Below are 18,156 nucleotides of genomic sequence, written 5' to 3'. Positions count from 1 at the left end.
AATAATATGCAGAAATTTGGTGACGATGGAAATGAATTTTGGTGGAATAATGATGATCAAGACACTATGCTAATTATACTCAGTGTCCTATTCGCCACAGGGTGTATCTTTTTCTTAAAATACATAAAAGTTCCAATAGGAGTTTGGATTTTAGTAGCAAGTTTTACAGTGTTTTGTATAATATTACCCATACGATTGGTTTTTCTTCGTAAAAAAGGGATCGTCATGCTTTATATGAATGAACAAGGTTTAAAGGTTAATGGATATTTTATTGCTTGGAATCATGTCGTAAAAATTGAGATAAAAAAAGTACCAAGTGGAAGAGGTTCAAGACCTAAAGATGAAATTTTTATTTTTCATTCAGAACCGGGAAAAAAAAGAAAGTTTACAGCCTGTTTAAGCCCGGAAGAAAGTGAAGTTGTAGAAATAAAAGAATATATAGAGGCATTTTGGAACTATTATAAAACAAGTAGTTCAGAAACCGGAGAAATTACTGTTTGACATACAGAACTCATGAGAATAAAGAATAGGTTGTTTGGCGAAATAAAAGGGTGGAGGAAAAGACATGCAGAAGTTCGGGGAAAACGGAAATGAATTTTGGTGGAATAATGATGATCAAGATACATTGGTAATCATAATAGGTGTTATGGTTATAATAGTAGGTATTTTCTTTTTTCGGTATATTAAAGCACCGCTGATTGATTTAGTCTATGTAGCTTGTTTAATGGTTTTATTTGGAGTAGCTATAGGACGGACTGTATATCTTCGCAGACGAAAAATTCCTAATTTATATATGAATGAACAAGGTTTAAAAATCAATGGTTCTTTTATTGAGTGGAATTTGGTTATAAACGTTGAAATAAAAAAAGTGCCAGTTGGAAGAGGTTCAAGACCTGAAGATAGAATTTTTATTTATCATCGTAAACCGGGGAAAAAGAGGAAATCTACAGCCTGTTTAATGCCAGAGGAAAGTGAAGTTGTAGAAATAAAGGAATATATAGAGGCATTTTGGAACTATTATAAAACGATTTAAAAAGAAGCGTAAGGGCTTCTTTTTTTGTGGAGAGGAGGACATATGACAGAAGAAGAATACAAAGAATACCTGGAGTATTTAGAAAAACTGGATCAGGAAATAAAAAAAACTTCCAGGAAAATTTCTAATAACGGACCGGGCTATAATCGCTCTTTTCATTATCTAAATCAGAAAGAACAGCAAATTTTAAGTATCATAAATCAAAATGTAGATTATAAAGTAAAAGGTGTATCAGATAAAGTATATGGTGGTGCAGGGAGCATAGCGACTGGTCTGTCAGATGAATATATTAATAAAATAATGGCGAAAGAAATCACAGATATGGCTGGAAGTGAAATTCAGAATACAGGGTTGTACTCAAGATTAATTCGTACAGATGGAAAAATAATCAATGCAGCGAACATAGGTAAAGCAGGGCGCTTTGCAGAAAAAGAATATGGAAAGTTTTTGAATCTTGGAAATTTGATGGCTGTTCATAATGTGGCAGAAGAAGCACAGAAGTATAAACGTTATAAAGAAGGGAAAGGAACGGAAATAGGTGATCCAGGGAAACAAGTAATTCTTGAAGGCGTATCATGGGGAACAACTAAGATTGCACAAGGTGGCACAAAGCTGTTATTTAGCAAACTGGGTGCAGAGTATGGTGCATTTGCAGGTCCGGCAGGAATTGTTGCGGGAGCACTAGCAGGGTACCTGGTCTCAGAATATGGGGATGATGTGTATGCCGCTGCGGAAAAACATGGAAACAAAGTTTGGGAACAGACGTATGATCCACTGGTAAAGAAATACAGCAATAAGAAAGGGGAACTGCAGTATAAACCTTCGTACAGCCGTGAAATTTTAAAAAGTTTTAATAAAAGTAAAGCTCCCACATACGGTTTTGCGGCATCAGATAAATACAAACAGCAGCAAATGGACAGTTATGATGCTATGAAGAGAGATAGCAAAAAAAATGCAGCAAAAAAATCGACACCTAAAAAGAAAGAAAACTTTTTCAGCAGATTAAAGAGGCAGCTATGGGGTCTCTTCAAACATAATGCCAATGGAAGTTTTGTGGATAATCCAATGCTCAGATGGGTCGGAGAAGAAGGTCCGGAAGTGATTATACCTTTAAGCGGACATAAACGAGATCGGGGCCTTGACCTGTGGCAGCAGGCGGGACAGGCACTTGGAGTCACCGGGTACGCGAATGGCGGAATGGTAGGCGGAGCACCGGGAAGACAGTCCGCACAGGGTATGGGGCAGGCGAAAGGAGGAATCCGTGTGTCTGTCGGAAATATTAATATCTCATTAAAGAGCAGCGGCGGAGGAGGAAAGAGTACCAATCTGCTCTCTGCACTAAAGGAGCAAAGAGAGGAAGTTTCTGATGAATTGTGCAATATTCTTGCGGACGCACTGGAAAGTGCTTATCAGAATATTCCGGCAGTATCATAAGAACAGAAAGGAAACGAAAAAATGGATATTGAATTAAAAGATAAGGCGAACAAAAAAATAAAAATTCCTATGCTTCCGGAAGAAATTGAGTATTCCAGTTCAGCAAGATTCCAGGAATATAAAATATTGGATCTGGGAGAGGTAAAACTGCCAAAGGGAAGAAATCTGTGTACCTATAAATGGACAGCATTATTTCCCGGCAGTTCAAGAGAAAAAATGTCATTTATCCATGGAACATTGAAAACACCATCCTATTATATCAATATAATGGAGTACTGGAGGAAACAGCATAAAAAACTCAAGCTTATTATCAGTGGGACATCGGTGAATGAACAGGTATATATTGACAGCTTCAGTTATGTACTCACGTCGTTGGGAGATTATAAATATACCATTTCTCTTGTGGAGGCGGTTGACCTGAAGGTAAAGGCTAAGAAAAGATCTTCAAAAAAGGGAACCAAGAAGTATAAGGTAAAGCGAAACAGAGAAACTCTCCATGGAGTCGCAAAGAAGTTTTATAAAGATGGGACCAAATATAAAGTTATTTATAAAGCTAATAAAAAATTAATTGATACCAGAGTGAAGAGAGAAAGGAAAAAGAAAAAATCAATCAGTAAATATACGATTTTTAAAGGGCAGGTGCTGACGATACCATCAACAGCAACTGCCTTTTCTGCAAAAAAAGCCTCCGTGCTTAAATTGCAGAAAGCTATTAATAAAGATAAGTATGCAAAACTGACGGCGAATGGGGTGCTGGACAGCAAGACAAAAAATGCAATGAAGAAAATTTTTATTAAGAGAGGATCCAGGGGTGCAGTTGTCTTCTTTGTACAGGAAAAGGTAAAGGTATACCAGGATGGTATCTGTGGAGCTAAGACAGTTGCTGCTATCCGGAAATACCAGAGAAAACATGGTTTATCAGTGGATGGTATCGCAGGGTATGATACATTGAGAAGAATGTTGAGTTAGGAGGGGAGAAGAATGAGCCAGACCTATAAAGAACCCAAATATTCCTGCATTATAAAGACAAAGAAAACAAAATATGATGTGTCAGGGTTGATGACGAATCTGGTCATCTCTCAAAATAAAGATGACCTGGCTAAGGGTGTATCATTGACAATTCCAAATCTCAAAGATACATACAAGCATTTATATAACAACATTAATGTCAGAGATTCGTTAGTTTTGTACTGTGATACAGGAAGCGGAAGGAAAGAGATCTTTCGCGGGATTATTTGGGAAAAAAATTATAACAGTGATGTAGAAAAAGATCTTACATTGACTGCATATGACAGACTGATTTATCTTCAAAACACAAAAGATAATTTCTTTTTTGCAAAAGGGAGAACGACTGAGAGTATTGTCAAAAGCATATGTAAAAAATGGAATGTGAAACTTGATTATGATTATGAGGGGACGAAACATAAAAGAAAGGTTTACAGAGGAGAAAAAGTTTCCGATGTCCTGACTAAAATATTAAAAGAGGCAAAAAAGAAGACAGGAACAAAATACATTGTGTTTTGTAAAAAAGGCATTGTTTATATAAGAGAGAGAGGGTATAACAAAAAAATATATGAGTTGAATCATAAGGAAAATGCACTATCCCAGAATACAAAAGTGACAATGGATGGTATGGTGACAAAGGTTTCAATTTATAAGGAGCAGGAGATTACTGGTAAAAAGGATAAGGCGCCAAAAAAGCTTACTTCAATGAAAGAAAATACAGAAAAATATGGAACTTTGCAGGAGATTATCATTCGGGATCAGGATGATAAAAATTCTAAAAAAGCGAAGAAGGAAGCGAAAGAACTTCTTAAAAAACATTCTAAGCCGGAATATACAAGAACAGTGAAGGCCGTGGATAATCCGTATATAGAAAAAGGACATAAAATCAAGAGCAATGCTGGTGCGCTGAACGGATATTACTATGTCAAAGGCGTGGAGCATGACTGTGCCAATGGGACAATGACATTGGAGGTGGAAAAGTAAATGGCAAAGAAGGGGAAGTCAAGACTGGCAGCTGTTTTGCAGAGCAGAATGGGCACGGTAAATCAAGTAAATCAATCCCAGACAGCAGAAGTGGGGAAAATGCAGAAAAACGGAATTATATTAGAGGATTTTCCTGATGATGTAATAGGACCTGATGAGTATGGTTTGTGTTGTCTTGGTAAGGAACAGGAACCCCGAGAAGGGGATCAGGTTCTGATTGTCTGGGCTGATGATCTGCCAGTAATCGTAGGAGTCTTAAAACAAGAAAGTTAAAGAGAGGTGGAAATATGGAAAATGTATTCCCGGAAGATTTGGATATAGAAGAAGATGAGCTGGATCAGCTGGAAGATGAACTGACAGAAGACCGTCCCGGATACAAAAAAAGTATTTTTTTTGATGAGGAGACAGGAGATCTGAAAAGAGACGGAACTGGAAAAATTGTAGAAAGCAGTGGTATTGAGGCGTGGATTCAGTGGTGCATGAAAATATTGAAAACCCAGCGCTACTCATGTCTGACTTACAGCGATGATATCGGAATTGATATGGAGGCAGCTTTTCAGGCTGAATCCAGAGAAGAATCCGAAAATATTTTAAGAACAGAAATTAAGGAAGCGCTGGAAGCAGATCCGTACGGTAGGACTGAGGTAGTGGAATCTGTGGAATTTCAGTGGCAGGAAGAGGATTCTTTAATTGTAACATGTAATATTACCGGGATGGATTCCAGCAATATTACAATTAATACTAAAATGGAATATTAAAAAGGAGAGATTGTGATGGATGAAGAAATTTTAGAAATGATTGAAGAGACAGATGAGGATGATTTTCAGATTCCCGAGTTTTTAGAAGAAGGAAGCGAAGAAGAAATTCATAATACAATGCTGGGAGAACTGCCTAATGACATTGACGTGTCAGAAGGAGGATATATTTATGACCTCACAAGACCGACAGCAATGGAAATATCAAGAATGAAACAGTTTGAACTGATTGAGGCATTAAAGCTGATTTGGCCAAGATTTGCAGAGGGGATTTACCTGGACTACCACGCAGAGACAAGGGGATTGGAACGGAAAGAAGCTGCAAATGCGGAAGGTATCTTAACAATTACCGGAACACCGGGTACGGTGATTGAGTCCGGAAGTGTTTTTACTACAGAAGAAATCAATGGTGAAGATGCAAAGGAATATGAGACACTGGAAGAAGCTCGAATCCCTGAATTAGGGAGTGTAGAAGTACCAATACAATGTGTAGAAGCGGGGACCATCGGAAATAGTGCTGTAAACACAATCGTTTTGCAGCAGAGCACAAAAGAAGGTATCACCGGGGTAACAAATTATGTTCCGATTTCAGGCGGATATGGGGAAGAAGATGATGACAGTCTAAGAGAAAGAATTATGGAATATGATCAGTCACAAGGAATATCCTTTGTGGGAAATATAAGTGATTACAAGAGGTGGGCTGAATCTGTGGACGGCGTGGGATCTGTACATGTGATTGAAGCAAAGGACAGCAGCGGGATAGTAAAGATTGTTGTTACAGATGCATCAGGAAATCCGGCAGAACAAGATCTCTGTACACGAGTAAAGGACTATATTATGGGTACAGATGATCCTGAAAAACGTTTAGCACCTGTCAATGCCATAGTGGAGGTAAAACCTCCTCAGAAACAAAATATTACAGTTGAAGCAAATGTAGAATTAGAGGACATTACAATTGATGAGCTGCAAACAAAGTTTAAAGCATCTATTCAGGATTACCTTAAGAAAGTGGTTGAGGAAGGGAAAATAAGATATACGCAGATTGGAAATATCCTTGGGGATATTCCGGGAGTATATGATTATTCAGGATTAAAGCTGAATGGAGGAACAGCAAATGTTCAGGTTGAAGCACTCAGTATTCCTTTTCTTGAAAATGCAGATTTTCAACTAATGGATGAAACCAGCCAGGGTTAGGAGGTAATTATGTCGAATAGAACTGAGTTGATGAAAAAGATACTAAAAAGTGAGCAGGCACAAAAAATTATTGATGAAATAAGCCCTGTATATGGAGAAAGCTATGTTTGCCTGTGGCTGTTCCAGATAATTGGGAGAGAATTGGACAAACTTGACGACTTTATACAGAATTTGAGAGATGAGACAGTCATTCAGACAGCTGATCAGTGGGCATTGAAATATTGGGAGGAACAATATGGAGAGATAGAGGCGCCTCATCTGCCGGAAGAAAAAAGAAGACAAAATATTATGGATAAGATAAGAAAGAATTATCATAATCCCAGACAGATGGAAAATGCTCTCTCTGCGCTTACCGGATATCAAGTTCAAATTGAAGAGAATACAGAGAAAAATAACTTTGATGTGCTTGTTCGCGGATATACGCAGGATTTAACAGGAGCAAAGGAGTTTATAGACAAAGTAAAGCCAGCTCATTTAACTTATGAAATCAGAGTCTCAGAGCTGATACAGGCAGTTGTAAATATATACTGCGGATGTGCTATATCTGAACATGAACATTATGAGGTAACAGTACTTTACCTCGATGCAGAAATTACAAGGTAGGGGGAATAAAATGAATATTTGGGGAAATACAGTGATTACAAATAAAGGGAAGGATCTTCATGCAAAACTTTATAATGGGAACACTTTAAAGTTTACAAGAGTAGAGGCAGGAGCAGGGAAAGCAGAAGTACCGGATCTGCGGTATCAAACAGAAGTTCTTCAGATGAAAGATAAGCTTTCTGTCCAAGGCGTAGATACATCAGGTAATGTTACATCAGTATTGGTTATGCTGGATAATTTAAAAATTACAGAACGTTATGATTTATGGCAGATTGGTTTTTACGCAGAGGATCCGGACGAAGGAGAAATACTTTATTGCCTTGCACAGGCGACCGAAGCAAAAGTAATTCCTGCAAAAGATGAGAGCAAAGGTTATACTATATCATGGAAATTTGATTTTAAAAGCGGAGGAGATGAATATCCTGAAATAAAAATGGAACCAGCAGGTTTTGTTTCCTCTGAAACATTCGCAAAACATAGAGACAATCAGGAATGTCATGTTTCCGTAGAAGAAAAGGGAATCTATAATGATAAGTATACAAAAAAAGAGACAGATCAACTATTCCAGCAGTTTCTCGAACAGATTTATCCGGTTGGAAGTATTTATACCAGTGTAACAAATGTCAATCCATCTGCTTTCCTTGGAGGAAAATGGGAAAGGTTCGGAAATGGACGAACATTATTCGGGGTTGATGAAAATGACGGATATTTTAACAGTGCACAAAAATCTGGGGGACAGAAAAATGCAGTGGCTGTCAGTCACAATCATGGTATTCAAGGATTTAACTGTAATGAAGGCGGTTATCATAACCATTCTGTAACAAATGTACACTTTTATGATAAAGCTACGGCAAAGGGTGATAACTATGCCAGATGGAATTCTTCCGGAAATAAAACAACAACATGGGGGTCTGTGACATATGGTGGAAAGCATCAGCATTGGATTCCATGGCATCAGACAGATGCGAAGGGAGAAAGTGGTGAAGGGAAGAATCTTCCGCCTTATATTTGTGTATATTTTTGGAGAAGAACAGCTTAGTCAAAATATGTGATATAATGATTAAAAAGTAAACGGATTGTTACAGGAGAAAAGATTATGAGCATTCAGGATGAGGAATATTATTGGAATAATGATAATAGCAACACCGTTATTATACTATCGCTTTGTACTATTGCAGTCAGTATTTTTATATATCACATAGGAATCAAAAATATGCTGTTAGGAGTGTTTCTGCTGATTTATTCTGTTTTGTGTGTGGATATATTAATTAGAGAAACGAGAGCAAAAATACAGGGAAAGAAATAGTAATGGTTGAATATTATCATTCAACAGCTCATTCTATAAAACAGTCTGTTATTAATATTTACCTTAAAGAGGAAAAAAATCTTAAAGTACGGTTGGATATTTTCCCGGCCTTAGCGACAAGAGAGGTTTTTTATGAAATCGTAAAAAGGTGGAAACCTGAGAAAGCAGAGGAAATAGCAAAAAAGCTGGAAGAAGACATATGTATACAAATTTAGAAGGAGCAGAAGCTCCTTCTTTTTTGGAAAAAGGAGGGATTATCAATGGAAGACTGGGAAATAGAGTTAATGCAAACACCAAATACTATTCCATCATATATGATGGGAGAATATCAGAGAATGAAATATAGAAGAAAATATAGGTCTTCCAATAAAGTAGTTGAACCAGGATATATTACAGGTGCTTCAAATTATTCAATGATTGGAGCTATAGAAAAAGGATTGAATCTTACAAAATTTAGCCGGATTAGCAAGTTACTATTTTACTGAATGGATGGGAAAAGCTTATGATGAGGCGCCGGTGTGGGCAAAGACAAAACAAGGGCAGCAAGCTATGAATGAGGCAAAAAATAATCAGAAGAAGCAATTGAAAGGGGTACGATTTGATACACTCAGTCCAAAGTTCATTCAGAGCAATCTGGATCAGTATGGCGGAAAGAAAAGAACAGGGTTGGATATCATTCGGCGCTCCCAAAAAAGATTTGAATCTTCCTATCAAAAAAGTGGAATGTGGAGAAAAACTGCAGAAATAAATAATAATGCAAGATATCAAGAGAAAAATTTCACTAAAAGGCAGCAGGCAATATCCAGACCGACAAAAAGTCAGACAAATAAATCCATATTATATTTTGACCGTTTGATAAAAAGGCAGAAAAACAATGTTAAAAACTATTGGACAAAACGAGTGAGAGGTGCAGAGAACTTTATTAAAAAACATTTTGGGTTTTTTAAAAGAATCAAAAAAATGCAAATGGAAGTTTTGTTTCGGGTCCAATATTGAGCTGGGTTGGTGAGGACGGACCTGAAGTGATTATTCCTTTAAGTGGGAAGAAGAAAGATCGAGGACTTGAACTGTGGAAGCAGGCAGGTGATATCTTGGGAGCTTCAGAGAACTCCCAAGATAACCAACGAAGTAATTCTTCTAATAAAAAAATAAACAAAAAGTATCAGTCTCTGTTAAAAACATCACAATTTCAGATACAAAAAATGAAAGAGAGAAGAATAGTATTGATTTTAATGTGTTAAAAGAACAAAAAGAAGAAATATCTGATGAGCTTTGTAATATTCTAGCGGAATCGTTAGAAAGTGCATATCAGAATATCTCAGCTGTAAATTCTGTGTTATAATTTAGTTACAACAATACAATGATTCGGAGGGATAGAGATAATTTGTCATAATTGCGGCAAAGAGAACAGGGAGGATGCTCTGTACCGCGAATGGTGCGGCTTAAAGCTGGAGGCTTTAAATGAAAAGGACCAGTAATTTCGTCTGTTCCTGAGCAGGAAAAAGCGGAATACCGGTATCTTTTGGAGTGTTGTAACACTTTTCTATGCATGGTTAGCATTAAGTTATTGGTTTGTCTGGTTTGGAGCCGTTTATAGTGTAGTCGTTATTATTTTAAGGTTTGTACAGGCGGAAAAAGTAAAAAATCTATCCGCAGACCTGGTACAGTCTTATCAGAACAAGAAGAAGCTTCTCATCGTAACTCTCATTGTGAATGTGTTAGTTAGATGGTTTCCGGTGGCTCTCGCAGGGTATTGGAACGATAAGATCAAGATTAACTATGTGATGAAAAGTCTTGAGTTTGTAAAACAGTGACAGGAAAATAAAAAGACCAGGAAACAAAAATTTGATTTTGTTTCCTGGCCTTTTTTATTTGAATTGGTTTTCAACATAATTCCGCATTTCCTGCCGGGTCTTCATCTGTTTGGCACCGTCGATGACCTGACGCTGTTGGTCAGAAGTCAGCGAAGAAAATGCAGACAGGGCATTTTCGTGCTGTGCCAGTTCCATCGTAAAGCCAATTGGAATATCTTCATTTCTCATAGTCATCACCTCAGAAATAGTATGACCGGAATCAGACAAAAAATACGGAAATAACATTTTATGCATTGCAATCAGTCGTAATCGTCATAATCATCGTCGTCGTCCCATTCCACATAGACGTGGACATAGGCTTTTACCTTCGGGTTATCTTTGCAAGTCAGCGTGATGGTTGCTCTTCCAGGTTTTTTGCCATAGATATAACCTTTGGAATTGACAGTCGCAACTTTTTTGTTGCTGGAAGAAAACGTTACCTTTTTGTTTGTGGCAGTCCGGGGATAAACCTTGTATTCGATGTCTTCCCAATCATGAACATCTACATCGGTGTAGCGGTCTTCCACCCAGATTCTGGTTGGCTTTGTATACTTCTTTTTTGCTTTTTTCTTTACCGTGATAGTACAGGTCTTTTTCTTCTTTGTACCCCGGATACGGCAGGTGATTTTAGCTTTTCCGGTTTTCACTGCTTTTACAGTGATGTCATCATCTCTGCGGTCTCTGCTTACGATCTTCACAATTTTTTTGTTGCTGGTAGACCAGATCAGCTGGTCATCGTCGTAGTCAGAAGGGCGCGCGTAGGCTTCCAGCTCAAATTTTTGTCCTACCCGCAGGGTCTTCTTAGAGTAATTCAGCCTTCTTATAGAGGTCGGTTTTGGATCATCTTCGTCGGCATGGATGCTGAGCGGTGACATAATGACCGTCAGACTTAACAATGCTGCCAGTACAGCAGGCAGTAATTTTTTAATTTTCATATTTTCCTCCCATGAATCTTTAATCGTCATATTCTACAATAACATATACATAAGCTTTTACTTTCGGATTTGCTTTACATGTCAGTGTGATCTTTGTTCTGCCCGGGCGGATTCCTCTTACATCACCCCGGGAGTTTACTGTTGCTATTTTTGTGTTGCTGGAACGGAAGGTTACTTTTTTGTTCGTAGCTTTTTTTGGATATACCTTATAATCAATATCCTCAGTATCATTCACGTCTACATCCATCCGTTTATCATCCAGTTTGATCTTTGTCGGTTTTATGTATTTCTTTTTCACTTTTTTCTTTACGGTTACTGTACAGGTTTTCTTTTTCTTTGTTCCGCGGATGCGGCAGGTGATCTTTACTTTTCCGGTTTTCATGGCTTTTAATGTAATATCATCGTCTCTGCGGTCTTTGCTGATAATTTTTACGATTTTTTTGTTGCCGGTAGACCAGATGAGCTGATCGTCATCATAATCATATGGTCTGGCATAAGCCTTCAATTCAAATTTCTGCCCGACTCTGACAGTCCTCTTTTTATAGTTGAGTTTTCGGATAGAAGTGGGTTTCGGGTCATCGCTGTCTGCATGGATTACTGCAGGGGACAGGGAAAGGGAAAGTCCCATCATGAATCCCATAAACATTAACAAAATTTTTTTGATTTTCATGGCTTTTTACCTCCTTCGTCATTAAATACGTTTGCAGTGATAAATATCTTCCGGCCTGCCTCGTATGCTGACAGGAAGCAGGCCTGAGATATTTAAAATTAAATTCAGCTGTTAATCATCAATACCGAACTTGTTTTCTAAAGAATCTTCTGCAAAATCAAGTTTGTCTTCGAGAGCGTCAATCTTGCGCTCGATGTCTTTATATTTTTCGGCAGAGAGTTTTCCGGTATCATATTGATGCTCGTAATCGTCATCCAGAGTATCAAGTTCATGGTCGATCGCATCCAGTTCTTTCTTTAAGCTATAAAATTTATCCTGATTTTTGGAAGCGTTGGAAGCGGGTTTTGCCGCCTGGATTTTCTTTGTAATCTTTGAGATTTTTGTCTCATATTTGCTGAAATCAGGTGTGTCGGAAGTGGTTGTCTGAGTCGCTGTTGACTTTTCAGTGGCTTTTTCAGTTCCCTTCGCTGTTGTGGCGATATCCTGTGTGGTAGTTGATTCGGCCTGATCCTTCGGGGTACTCTGGCATCCTGCAAATAAGAATACAAATGTAAGGCAGGCTAATATGGCTGTTATTTTAATTTTCATAATAAAATCTCCTTTCTTATATTTTTGATAACTTTATTATAGTTCCCGATTATTAAAATTAAATTAAAACATTTTCATAAAATTACATTTATATTATAATAGTTCCATATGGAGGTATGACATGCGCCTGTTAATTGTGGAAGACGAAGGGGATTTAAGAAGCATCTTAAAAAAGAAACTGAAGAAAGAGCATTATACCGTAGATGACTGCGGAAACGGCCTGGATGCACTGGATTATATCTCCATGGCAGATTATGACGGCATAATTCTGGATATTATGCTTCCTGGACTTGACGGACTGGAACTGCTGAGAAAGATCCGGAGAGAGGGCAGCGACACGCCGGTATTGTTTCTGACTGCAAGAGACGGCATTGAAGACCGCGTGAAGGGCCTGGACCTTGGAGCCGACGACTACCTTGTAAAACCTTTTTCGTTTGAAGAACTTATGGCCAGGGTGCGGGTCATGATGCGGAGGAAACCGGCCCTGGTTTCTAACCGGCTGACGATTGATGACCTGGTCCTGGACTGTGAATCAAAGGAAGTTACCCGTGCAGATAAAAAGATATCTCTTTCCAGCAAAGAATTTATGGTCCTTGAATATATGCTGAGAAATCAGAATATTGTGCTGTCCAGGGATCAGATTGAACAGCATGCATGGAACTATAATTTTGAGGGCGGATCTAATGTGGTGGATGTCTACATCCGTTATCTGAGGAAGAAGATTGATGAAGGATTTGGCTGTAAGCTGATCCACACGGTGAGAGGCGTTGGATACGTTCTGAGGAAAGAAGTATGAGACGATTTTCGATTAAAAAAAGAGTTACCCTTTGGTATACAGGGATGATCGCTGTCGTGCTGGCAGCAGTATTTGCAGGGGTTTTCATATTTATCAATCAGCTGGAACTGTCCAAGACAGAGGAAGATCTTCAGGGAATGGTAGCCGACTTTGCTCACGATATAGAGTTCCAGAACGGAACCTATTATCTGGACCCGGAGGTAGACTATTATGACGACGGCGTCATGTTTTGTATCTATGATCAGGAAGGAAGGCTGCTGCACGGCAGTATGCCCGTGGAGTTTCCGAAAGAAACAAAGCTTCAGTCTCATGAAGTCCGAAACATAGAGAAGGGAAGCAAGCAGTGGATGATCTATGACGCCGCTTATCAGTACGGTACAGGAAAGGCCATCTGGATCAGAGGGATCGTTTCTATACATGGCATGGAACAGATTATGCATATGGTTCTGCTGGCCTTTTTAGCTGTATATCCGCTCCTGATTCTGGCCATTGGGCTGATCGGATACATGATGACGAAGAAAGCTCTAAAGCCGGTAGATGATATATGTACTACCGCAGGGGACATCAGCAGCGGTGCGGATTTGTCAAAACGTCTCCCGGAGCCAAAATCGGAAGATGAAATGCGTCAGCTGACATGTACGTTCAATGAAATGTTTGACCGTCTGGAAGCATCATTTGAGGATGAAAAACAGTTTACTTCCGATGTCTCCCACGAACTAAGGACTCCGGTTTCTGTGATCATAGCACAGTGTGAATATGCCCTGGAGGAAGATACACTCAGTAATGAACAGAAACATGAGATTCAGATTGTTCTCCGGCAGGCTAAGAAAATGTCGGATCTTATCTCACAGCTTTTGATGATTGCCCGGAGCGAGAGAGGAAAAGAGAATTTCCAGTTTGAGCCTGTGGATATGAGTATGCTGGCAGAAATGACACTGGAGGAGCTGTCAAAAAGAGCCGATGAAAAAAGGATACATTTGTTGAGTGAGATTGAACCTGGACTTACAGCAGAAGGGGACCAGATGCTTCTGACCAGGATGCTGATTAATCTGGTGGAGAATTCCATTGACTATGGAAAGAGAAATGGAATAGTGAAAGTATCGCTGTTCAAAAAAGACGGGAAAATCCGGGGAATAGTGAAGGATGACGGACAGGGCATCGGAGCGGAACATTTAGACAAGATATGGAACCGTTTTTACCGCGCTGACAGGAGCAGGAACAGCCAAAATCAAGTCAGGGGTACCGGTCTGGGCCTGTCTATGGTAAGATGGATTGTCAGGATACATGAAGGACAGATTTGGGTAAAAAGTAAGGAAGGAGAAGGTTCAGAATTTATCTTTGAATTAAAGGAAAAGTAATTATGGAAAAGAGAGAAAAGTTTTCGTCGAGGATTGGATTTATCTTAATATCGGCAGGATGCGCCATAGGAATCGGGAATGTGTGGAGGTTTCCGTTTGTAACCGGACAGTACGGGGGAGCTGCCTTCGTATTGGTATATTTGTTTTTCTTATTTGCGCTGGGACTGCCGATCATGGTCATGGAGTTTTCAGTGGGGCGTGCCAGCCAGAAAAGTATCGCAACTTCGTTTCAGACATTGGAGCCCGAGGGAACAAAGTGGCATTGGTACAGCTATTTCGGAATGGCAGGAAACTATCTGCTGATGATGTTTTATACGACTGTGGCAGGATGGATGATCAGTTATTTCTTCAAGATGCTGAAAGGCGATTTTGTGGGTAAAAATCCGAAACAGGTTGAGGCTGTGTTCGGAGAACTTTTATCAAAGCCGGAAGTGCTGATTTTCTGGATGCTGGTTGTCATTATTGTTGGATTTTTAATCTGTTCTCTGGGGCTTCAGAATGGTGTGGAAAAGATTACTACAGTCATGATGTCTTGTTTATTTGTGGTTATTCTTGTGCTGGTCATAAGAGCAGTCACACTTCCGGGGGCCTCAAAAGGGCTTGCATTCTATCTTGTGCCGGATTTCCAGGCCATGAAGGAGCAGGGAATCATGAAAGTAGTCTCTGCGGCTATGGGACAGGCGTTCTTTACGCTGAGCCTTGGGATCGGAGCTATCGCAATTTTCGGAAGCTATATTGACCGGTCTTACCGTCTGACAGGAGAAGCTGTCAGCGTGGCCGTATTGGATACACTTGTAGCTCTTATGTCAGGACTGATTATCTTTCCGGCCTGCTTTGCTTTCGGAGTGCGGCCGGACAGCGGACCAAACCTGGTATTTATCACACTGCCGAATGTATTTAACGAGATGCCGGGTGCCAGGATATGGGGAGCCCTGTTCTTCCTGTTTATGTCCTTTGCGGCGCTGTCGACAATCATAGCAGTGTTTCAGAATATCATTTCTTTTGCACAGGATTTATGGGGCTGGACAGTCAAGAAAGCGAGTGTTTTCAATGGGATACTGATCACCATACTGTCGCTTCCGTGTGCACTGGGCTTTAATGTGTGGAGCCATATCATGCCTTTTGGGGCGAACAGTACGATTCAGGATCTGGAGGATTTTATTGTGAGCAACAATATTCTTCCACTGGGATCTTTAGTGTATCTTCTGTTCTGTGTGACAAAATACGGCTGGGGATGGAAGAACTTCAGTGAAGAGGCCAATGCGGGAAAAGGAATTAAATATCCGGAATGGACGAGAAAATATGTTACATTTATTCTTCCGCTGATCGTTATTTTTATATTTATACAGGGTTACATTGACAAATTTAAATAAAAAGGCAGAATATCAAAAGGGTCTTGGAATTATCCAAGGCCCTTTATTTTCGTGCTTTTTTGGTATTCATCCCAATTTCATTGTACAAACTGAACAAAAAGTGGGATGAAATGAAATTGAATTCATGTATTACGTACAATACAATGAGTTTGTAAGGAGGGAATGCGATATGTATCTGGACGAGAGAAGCAGTGCAATTCTCAGGGATCTTGCCGCAGGATTTCGAAAAAATTCCGGTGAGATTGAAGAGAAATTTCGTCTGACCAGGCGGCAGATGGATTACAGTCTGAAAAAGATCAACGCGTATTTGGCGGAGCAGAATATACCGCCTGTAAAGAAAAAGCGAAATGGAAATCTGGAAGTCGGAAAAGAGATCAGAGAAGTACTCCGGCAAAAGAAGGATTACTTTTATTCCGAGACAGAGAGGGTACAGATCATAGCATTTATGATCCTGACACAGAGTGATCTCTCACTGCAGCATTTTATTTCTGAACTGAAAGTCAGTAAAAATACGGTGCTGAGTGATTTAAAGGCGGTCCAGCAGCTTTTTGCGGACTATGGATCAAAGTTAAAGTATACAAGGCAGCAGGGGTATATCATAGATGGAAAAGAGTTTGAGAAACGAAAGCTTTTGATCGATATGGCAGGACAGCTGATCTGCCTTCTGGACGGCAGGCAGCTGGTGCGGAAACTCGGGAGACTTAAGGAAGACCAGGTGCAGAAATACCGGGATTGGCTGGAGACCATTGAGAGAAAACTGGGCGTAACGTTTACAGACGAGAAAATGGATTCCAGTCCGTACTGTCTGGCTCTGGTATGCCGTAGAATTAAGGACGGCAAATATTTGGATGAGGCAGAAATGCTTTATGAGGAATTGACTGATACGAAGGAATATGCCATGGCCAACGAATTGCTGGCGGAGCTTGGGAAAGTACCCAGGCAGGAACGGTTTTTTATCGCTCTTATGCTGTTGTCCGCAAATATATCTGAACTGGGGATTTTGTCAGAAGAAAAAGTTTCTGTGATCCGGGATGCAATTGAAGAGATGGTACATGACTTTGAGAATAAAACCTGTGTGGTATTTAAGGAGAGAGAAGAGTTAAAAGAGATGCTTCTCAAACACATGAAGCCCGCTTACTACCGAATGAAATATAACCTGACACTATCAGGAAACCTGCTGGATATTGTCAACATAGAGATGTATCAGGAGGAACTAAAAGAAATACATACGATCATGAGAGGATGTATCGGACCGGTGGAACAGCTGATCGGCAGCAGGGTTCCGGATGCAGAACTTAAATTTTTGACGCTGTTCATGGCCAGCTGGTTTCGGCGGCAGGGTACAAAGATTACCGAAAAACCGAGGGCTCTGGTCGTGTGTCCCAACGGGATCACAGTTTCCAAGATCATGCACAGTGCCCTGAAGGATTTGTTCCCCGAATTTATTTTTCTGGATGCAATATCGGTGAGAGAGTTTGAAGAGTGGGAGGAAAGCAGGTATGAGTTTGTTTTTTCATCGGTTTATCTCAACACAGAAAAGAAGCTCTTTGTGGTGGAACCGGTGCTTTCACAGAAAGAGCGGAGGCAGTTGAGACGGCAGGTAATGGAAGAAGTATATGGAATCGCAGTGGCAGACTATGACTTGGAGGAAGTGCTGAGGATTATAAAACAGCACGGCATGATAAGAAATGAAATGCAGCTGCTAAAAGATCTGAAGAAATATTTTTCTTCCAGAATTTCAGATACAGGATTCGGAGACTCAGAGGATCAGGAAGACCTCAGTCTGATGGATTTTCTGAGTGACGAATATATTATCCAAACAGACCGGGCAGAAGGCTGGAGAGAGGTCATGCAGATGGCTTCCGGACCGCTGATCGGCCACGGGAATGCAGAAGAGAGATATGTAAAAAGAGTTCTTGCCCAGTATCACGACAATTCGGTACATATTATTTTCGGAGGAAGAATTGCAGTGCCCCACGCGATGCCGGATAAAGACACAAAGAGAGTGGGACTTTCACTTGTAACTGTAAAAGAGGGGGTTTTATTCGGCGGTCTCAATATCCATTTGTTTGTTATGCTGTCCCCGGTGGATGAAAAGAAGCATTTAAAAGCTATTTTGCAGCTGGCAAAACTATCGGAGAGTGAAAGAGATGTCAGAAGGATCGCTGAAGCAGGCAGCAAAGAAGAAATCAGAGAGATTATAAAAACGTATTGTTAAATTCGTGTTTCATCTGCAGGCAGATTTCGGGCGACGGCCCGGTATAGAAGC

22 protein-coding genes are annotated in these 18,156 nt (G+C 39.9%); 18 read left to right on the top strand and 4 right to left on the bottom strand.

Annotated features, from left to right (window positions below):
- Positions 1-6: 6 nt before the first annotated feature.
- The 14 genes from CI597_RS02260 (at position 7) to CI597_RS02200 (ending at position 9,310) form a co-directional block, all read left to right on the top strand.
- Positions 7-501, top strand: a complete 495-nt coding sequence (locus CI597_RS02260) for a hypothetical protein (protein ID WP_024726518.1) — start codon at positions 7-9, stop codon at positions 499-501.
- Between the two features lie 64 nt (positions 502-565).
- Positions 566-1,033, top strand: a complete 468-nt coding sequence (locus CI597_RS02255; RefSeq protein ID WP_024726519.1) for a hypothetical protein — start codon at positions 566-568, stop codon at positions 1,031-1,033.
- A gap of 42 nt (positions 1,034-1,075) precedes the next feature.
- A complete protein-coding gene (locus tag CI597_RS18315) occupies positions 1,076-2,467 on the top strand; it encodes a hypothetical protein (protein ID WP_024726520.1) in 1,392 nt (463 codons plus the stop codon).
- A gap of 21 nt (positions 2,468-2,488) precedes the next feature.
- The gene (locus CI597_RS02245; protein ID WP_024726521.1) at positions 2,489-3,436 is read left to right on the top strand and encodes a PGRP and LysM peptidoglycan-binding domain-containing protein; all 948 of its coding nucleotides are present in this window, start codon (positions 2,489-2,491) and stop codon (positions 3,434-3,436) included.
- Positions 3,437-3,448: 12 nt separating this feature from the next.
- Positions 3,449-4,456: an XkdQ/YqbQ family protein gene (locus tag CI597_RS02240; protein WP_024726522.1), complete on the top strand. Its 1,008-nt coding sequence runs from the start codon at positions 3,449-3,451 to the stop codon at positions 4,454-4,456.
- Positions 4,457-4,729: a hypothetical protein gene (locus tag CI597_RS02235; protein ID WP_024726523.1), complete on the top strand. Its 273-nt coding sequence runs from the start codon at positions 4,457-4,459 to the stop codon at positions 4,727-4,729.
- A 14-nt stretch (positions 4,730-4,743) separates the two neighbouring features.
- Positions 4,744-5,214 carry a DUF2634 domain-containing protein gene (locus CI597_RS02230; protein ID WP_024726524.1) on the top strand — a complete coding sequence of 157 codons (471 nt, stop codon included), beginning with the start codon at positions 4,744-4,746 and terminating at the stop codon, positions 5,212-5,214.
- Between the two features lie 15 nt (positions 5,215-5,229).
- Positions 5,230-6,405, top strand: coding sequence for a baseplate J/gp47 family protein (locus CI597_RS02225; protein ID WP_024726525.1), 1,176 nt, complete (start codon positions 5,230-5,232; stop codon positions 6,403-6,405).
- Positions 6,406-6,414: 9 nt separating this feature from the next.
- Positions 6,415-7,008, top strand: coding sequence for a putative phage tail protein (locus tag CI597_RS02220; protein ID WP_024726526.1), 594 nt, complete (start codon positions 6,415-6,417; stop codon positions 7,006-7,008).
- A gap of 10 nt (positions 7,009-7,018) precedes the next feature.
- Positions 7,019-8,047 carry a phage baseplate protein gene (locus CI597_RS02215; RefSeq protein WP_024726527.1) on the top strand — a complete coding sequence of 343 codons (1,029 nt, stop codon included), beginning with the start codon at positions 7,019-7,021 and terminating at the stop codon, positions 8,045-8,047.
- 57 nt (positions 8,048-8,104) lie between these two features.
- Positions 8,105-8,314, top strand: coding sequence for a hypothetical protein (locus CI597_RS02210; RefSeq protein ID WP_024726528.1), 210 nt, complete (start codon positions 8,105-8,107; stop codon positions 8,312-8,314).
- Positions 8,315-8,316: 2 nt separating this feature from the next.
- A complete protein-coding gene (locus CI597_RS02205) occupies positions 8,317-8,529 on the top strand; it encodes a hypothetical protein (RefSeq protein WP_024726529.1) in 213 nt (70 codons plus the stop codon).
- A 45-nt stretch (positions 8,530-8,574) separates the two neighbouring features.
- Entirely contained in the window at positions 8,575-8,799 is a 225-nt protein-coding gene (locus CI597_RS17685) for a hypothetical protein (RefSeq protein ID WP_143266056.1), read from the top strand.
- A 31-nt stretch (positions 8,800-8,830) separates the two neighbouring features.
- On the top strand, positions 8,831-9,310 hold the full coding sequence (locus CI597_RS02200) for a hypothetical protein (RefSeq protein ID WP_024726530.1): 480 nt from the start codon (positions 8,831-8,833) through the stop codon (positions 9,308-9,310).
- Positions 9,311-10,182: 872 nt separating this feature from the next.
- On the opposite strand, the gene CI597_RS02185 is transcribed toward CI597_RS02200, so the two are convergent.
- From CI597_RS02185 to CI597_RS02170, 4 genes are all read right to left on the bottom strand, one after another.
- Entirely contained in the window at positions 10,183-10,356 is a 174-nt protein-coding gene (locus tag CI597_RS02185; protein WP_022261054.1) for a YdeI/OmpD-associated family protein, read from the bottom strand.
- A 71-nt stretch (positions 10,357-10,427) separates the two neighbouring features.
- Positions 10,428-11,102, bottom strand: a complete 675-nt coding sequence (locus tag CI597_RS02180) for an Ig-like domain-containing protein (RefSeq protein ID WP_024726532.1) — start codon at positions 11,100-11,102, stop codon at positions 10,428-10,430.
- Positions 11,103-11,121: 19 nt separating this feature from the next.
- Positions 11,122-11,772, bottom strand: coding sequence for an Ig-like domain-containing protein (locus tag CI597_RS02175; RefSeq protein ID WP_024726533.1), 651 nt, complete (start codon positions 11,770-11,772; stop codon positions 11,122-11,124).
- 111 nt (positions 11,773-11,883) lie between these two features.
- On the bottom strand, positions 11,884-12,360 hold the full coding sequence (locus CI597_RS02170) for an entericidin EcnA/B family protein (RefSeq protein WP_024726534.1): 477 nt from the start codon (positions 12,358-12,360) through the stop codon (positions 11,884-11,886).
- Between the two features lie 121 nt (positions 12,361-12,481).
- Here CI597_RS02170 and CI597_RS02165 point away from each other — a divergent pair, with 121 nt between their 5' ends.
- From CI597_RS02165 to CI597_RS02150, 4 genes are all read left to right on the top strand, one after another.
- On the top strand, positions 12,482-13,156 hold the full coding sequence (locus CI597_RS02165; protein WP_024726535.1) for a response regulator transcription factor: 675 nt from the start codon (positions 12,482-12,484) through the stop codon (positions 13,154-13,156).
- Positions 13,153-14,514: a HAMP domain-containing sensor histidine kinase gene (locus CI597_RS02160; RefSeq protein ID WP_024726536.1), complete on the top strand. Its 1,362-nt coding sequence runs from the start codon at positions 13,153-13,155 to the stop codon at positions 14,512-14,514. The genes CI597_RS02165 and CI597_RS02160 overlap by 4 nt, the downstream gene beginning before the upstream one ends.
- 2 nt (positions 14,515-14,516) lie before the next feature.
- Positions 14,517-15,887, top strand: a complete 1,371-nt coding sequence (locus CI597_RS02155) for a sodium-dependent transporter (RefSeq protein ID WP_024726537.1) — start codon at positions 14,517-14,519, stop codon at positions 15,885-15,887.
- Between the two features lie 169 nt (positions 15,888-16,056).
- Positions 16,057-18,105 (top strand): BglG family transcription antiterminator, encoded by a 2,049-nt coding sequence (locus tag CI597_RS02150; RefSeq protein ID WP_024726538.1) that lies wholly within the window; start codon positions 16,057-16,059, stop codon positions 18,103-18,105.
- Positions 18,106-18,156: the final 51 nt, after the last annotated feature.

Origin of the sequence: Anaerostipes hominis (ex Lee et al. 2021) (assembly GCF_002270485.1) — a bacterium.
Taxonomy (GTDB): domain Bacteria; phylum Bacillota; class Clostridia; order Lachnospirales; family Lachnospiraceae; genus Anaerostipes; species Anaerostipes hominis.
Note: the sequence above shows the minus strand (reverse complement) of the source record. Positions and strands in the feature narration are given on the sequence as shown.

Bases quoted from the DNA above. Each gene is read 5' to 3' on its own strand.
- CI597_RS02255 (WP_024726519.1), top strand. From the start codon at position 566: ATGCAGAAGTTCGGGGAAAACGGAAATGAATTTTGGTGGAATAATGAT.
- CI597_RS02155 (WP_024726537.1), top strand. From the start codon at position 14,517: ATGGAAAAGAGAGAAAAGTTTTCGTCGAGGATTGGATTTATCTTAATA.
- CI597_RS02175 (WP_024726533.1), bottom strand. From the start codon at position 11,772: ATGAAAATCAAAAAAATTTTGTTAATGTTTATGGGATTCATGATGGGA.
- CI597_RS02170 (WP_024726534.1), bottom strand. From the start codon at position 12,360: ATGAAAATTAAAATAACAGCCATATTAGCCTGCCTTACATTTGTATTC.
- CI597_RS02165 (WP_024726535.1), top strand. From the start codon at position 12,482: ATGCGCCTGTTAATTGTGGAAGACGAAGGGGATTTAAGAAGCATCTTA.
- CI597_RS02150 (WP_024726538.1), top strand. From the start codon at position 16,057: ATGTATCTGGACGAGAGAAGCAGTGCAATTCTCAGGGATCTTGCCGCA.
- CI597_RS02260 (WP_024726518.1), top strand. From the start codon at position 7: ATGCAGAAATTTGGTGACGATGGAAATGAATTTTGGTGGAATAATGAT.
- CI597_RS02220 (WP_024726526.1), top strand. From the start codon at position 6,415: ATGTCGAATAGAACTGAGTTGATGAAAAAGATACTAAAAAGTGAGCAG.
- CI597_RS02215 (WP_024726527.1), top strand. From the start codon at position 7,019: ATGAATATTTGGGGAAATACAGTGATTACAAATAAAGGGAAGGATCTT.
- CI597_RS02245 (WP_024726521.1), top strand. From the start codon at position 2,489: ATGGATATTGAATTAAAAGATAAGGCGAACAAAAAAATAAAAATTCCT.
- CI597_RS02160 (WP_024726536.1), top strand. From the start codon at position 13,153: ATGAGACGATTTTCGATTAAAAAAAGAGTTACCCTTTGGTATACAGGG.
- CI597_RS02225 (WP_024726525.1), top strand. From the start codon at position 5,230: ATGGATGAAGAAATTTTAGAAATGATTGAAGAGACAGATGAGGATGAT.
- CI597_RS02210 (WP_024726528.1), top strand. From the start codon at position 8,105: ATGAGCATTCAGGATGAGGAATATTATTGGAATAATGATAATAGCAAC.
- CI597_RS02185 (WP_022261054.1), bottom strand. From the start codon at position 10,356: ATGAGAAATGAAGATATTCCAATTGGCTTTACGATGGAACTGGCACAG.
- CI597_RS02180 (WP_024726532.1), bottom strand. From the start codon at position 11,102: ATGAAAATTAAAAAATTACTGCCTGCTGTACTGGCAGCATTGTTAAGT.
- CI597_RS02230 (WP_024726524.1), top strand. From the start codon at position 4,744: ATGGAAAATGTATTCCCGGAAGATTTGGATATAGAAGAAGATGAGCTG.
- CI597_RS02235 (WP_024726523.1), top strand. From the start codon at position 4,457: ATGGCAAAGAAGGGGAAGTCAAGACTGGCAGCTGTTTTGCAGAGCAGA.
- CI597_RS17685 (WP_143266056.1), top strand. From the start codon at position 8,575: ATGGAAGACTGGGAAATAGAGTTAATGCAAACACCAAATACTATTCCA.
- CI597_RS02205 (WP_024726529.1), top strand. From the start codon at position 8,317: ATGGTTGAATATTATCATTCAACAGCTCATTCTATAAAACAGTCTGTT.
- CI597_RS18315 (WP_024726520.1), top strand. From the start codon at position 1,076: ATGACAGAAGAAGAATACAAAGAATACCTGGAGTATTTAGAAAAACTG.
- CI597_RS02240 (WP_024726522.1), top strand. From the start codon at position 3,449: ATGAGCCAGACCTATAAAGAACCCAAATATTCCTGCATTATAAAGACA.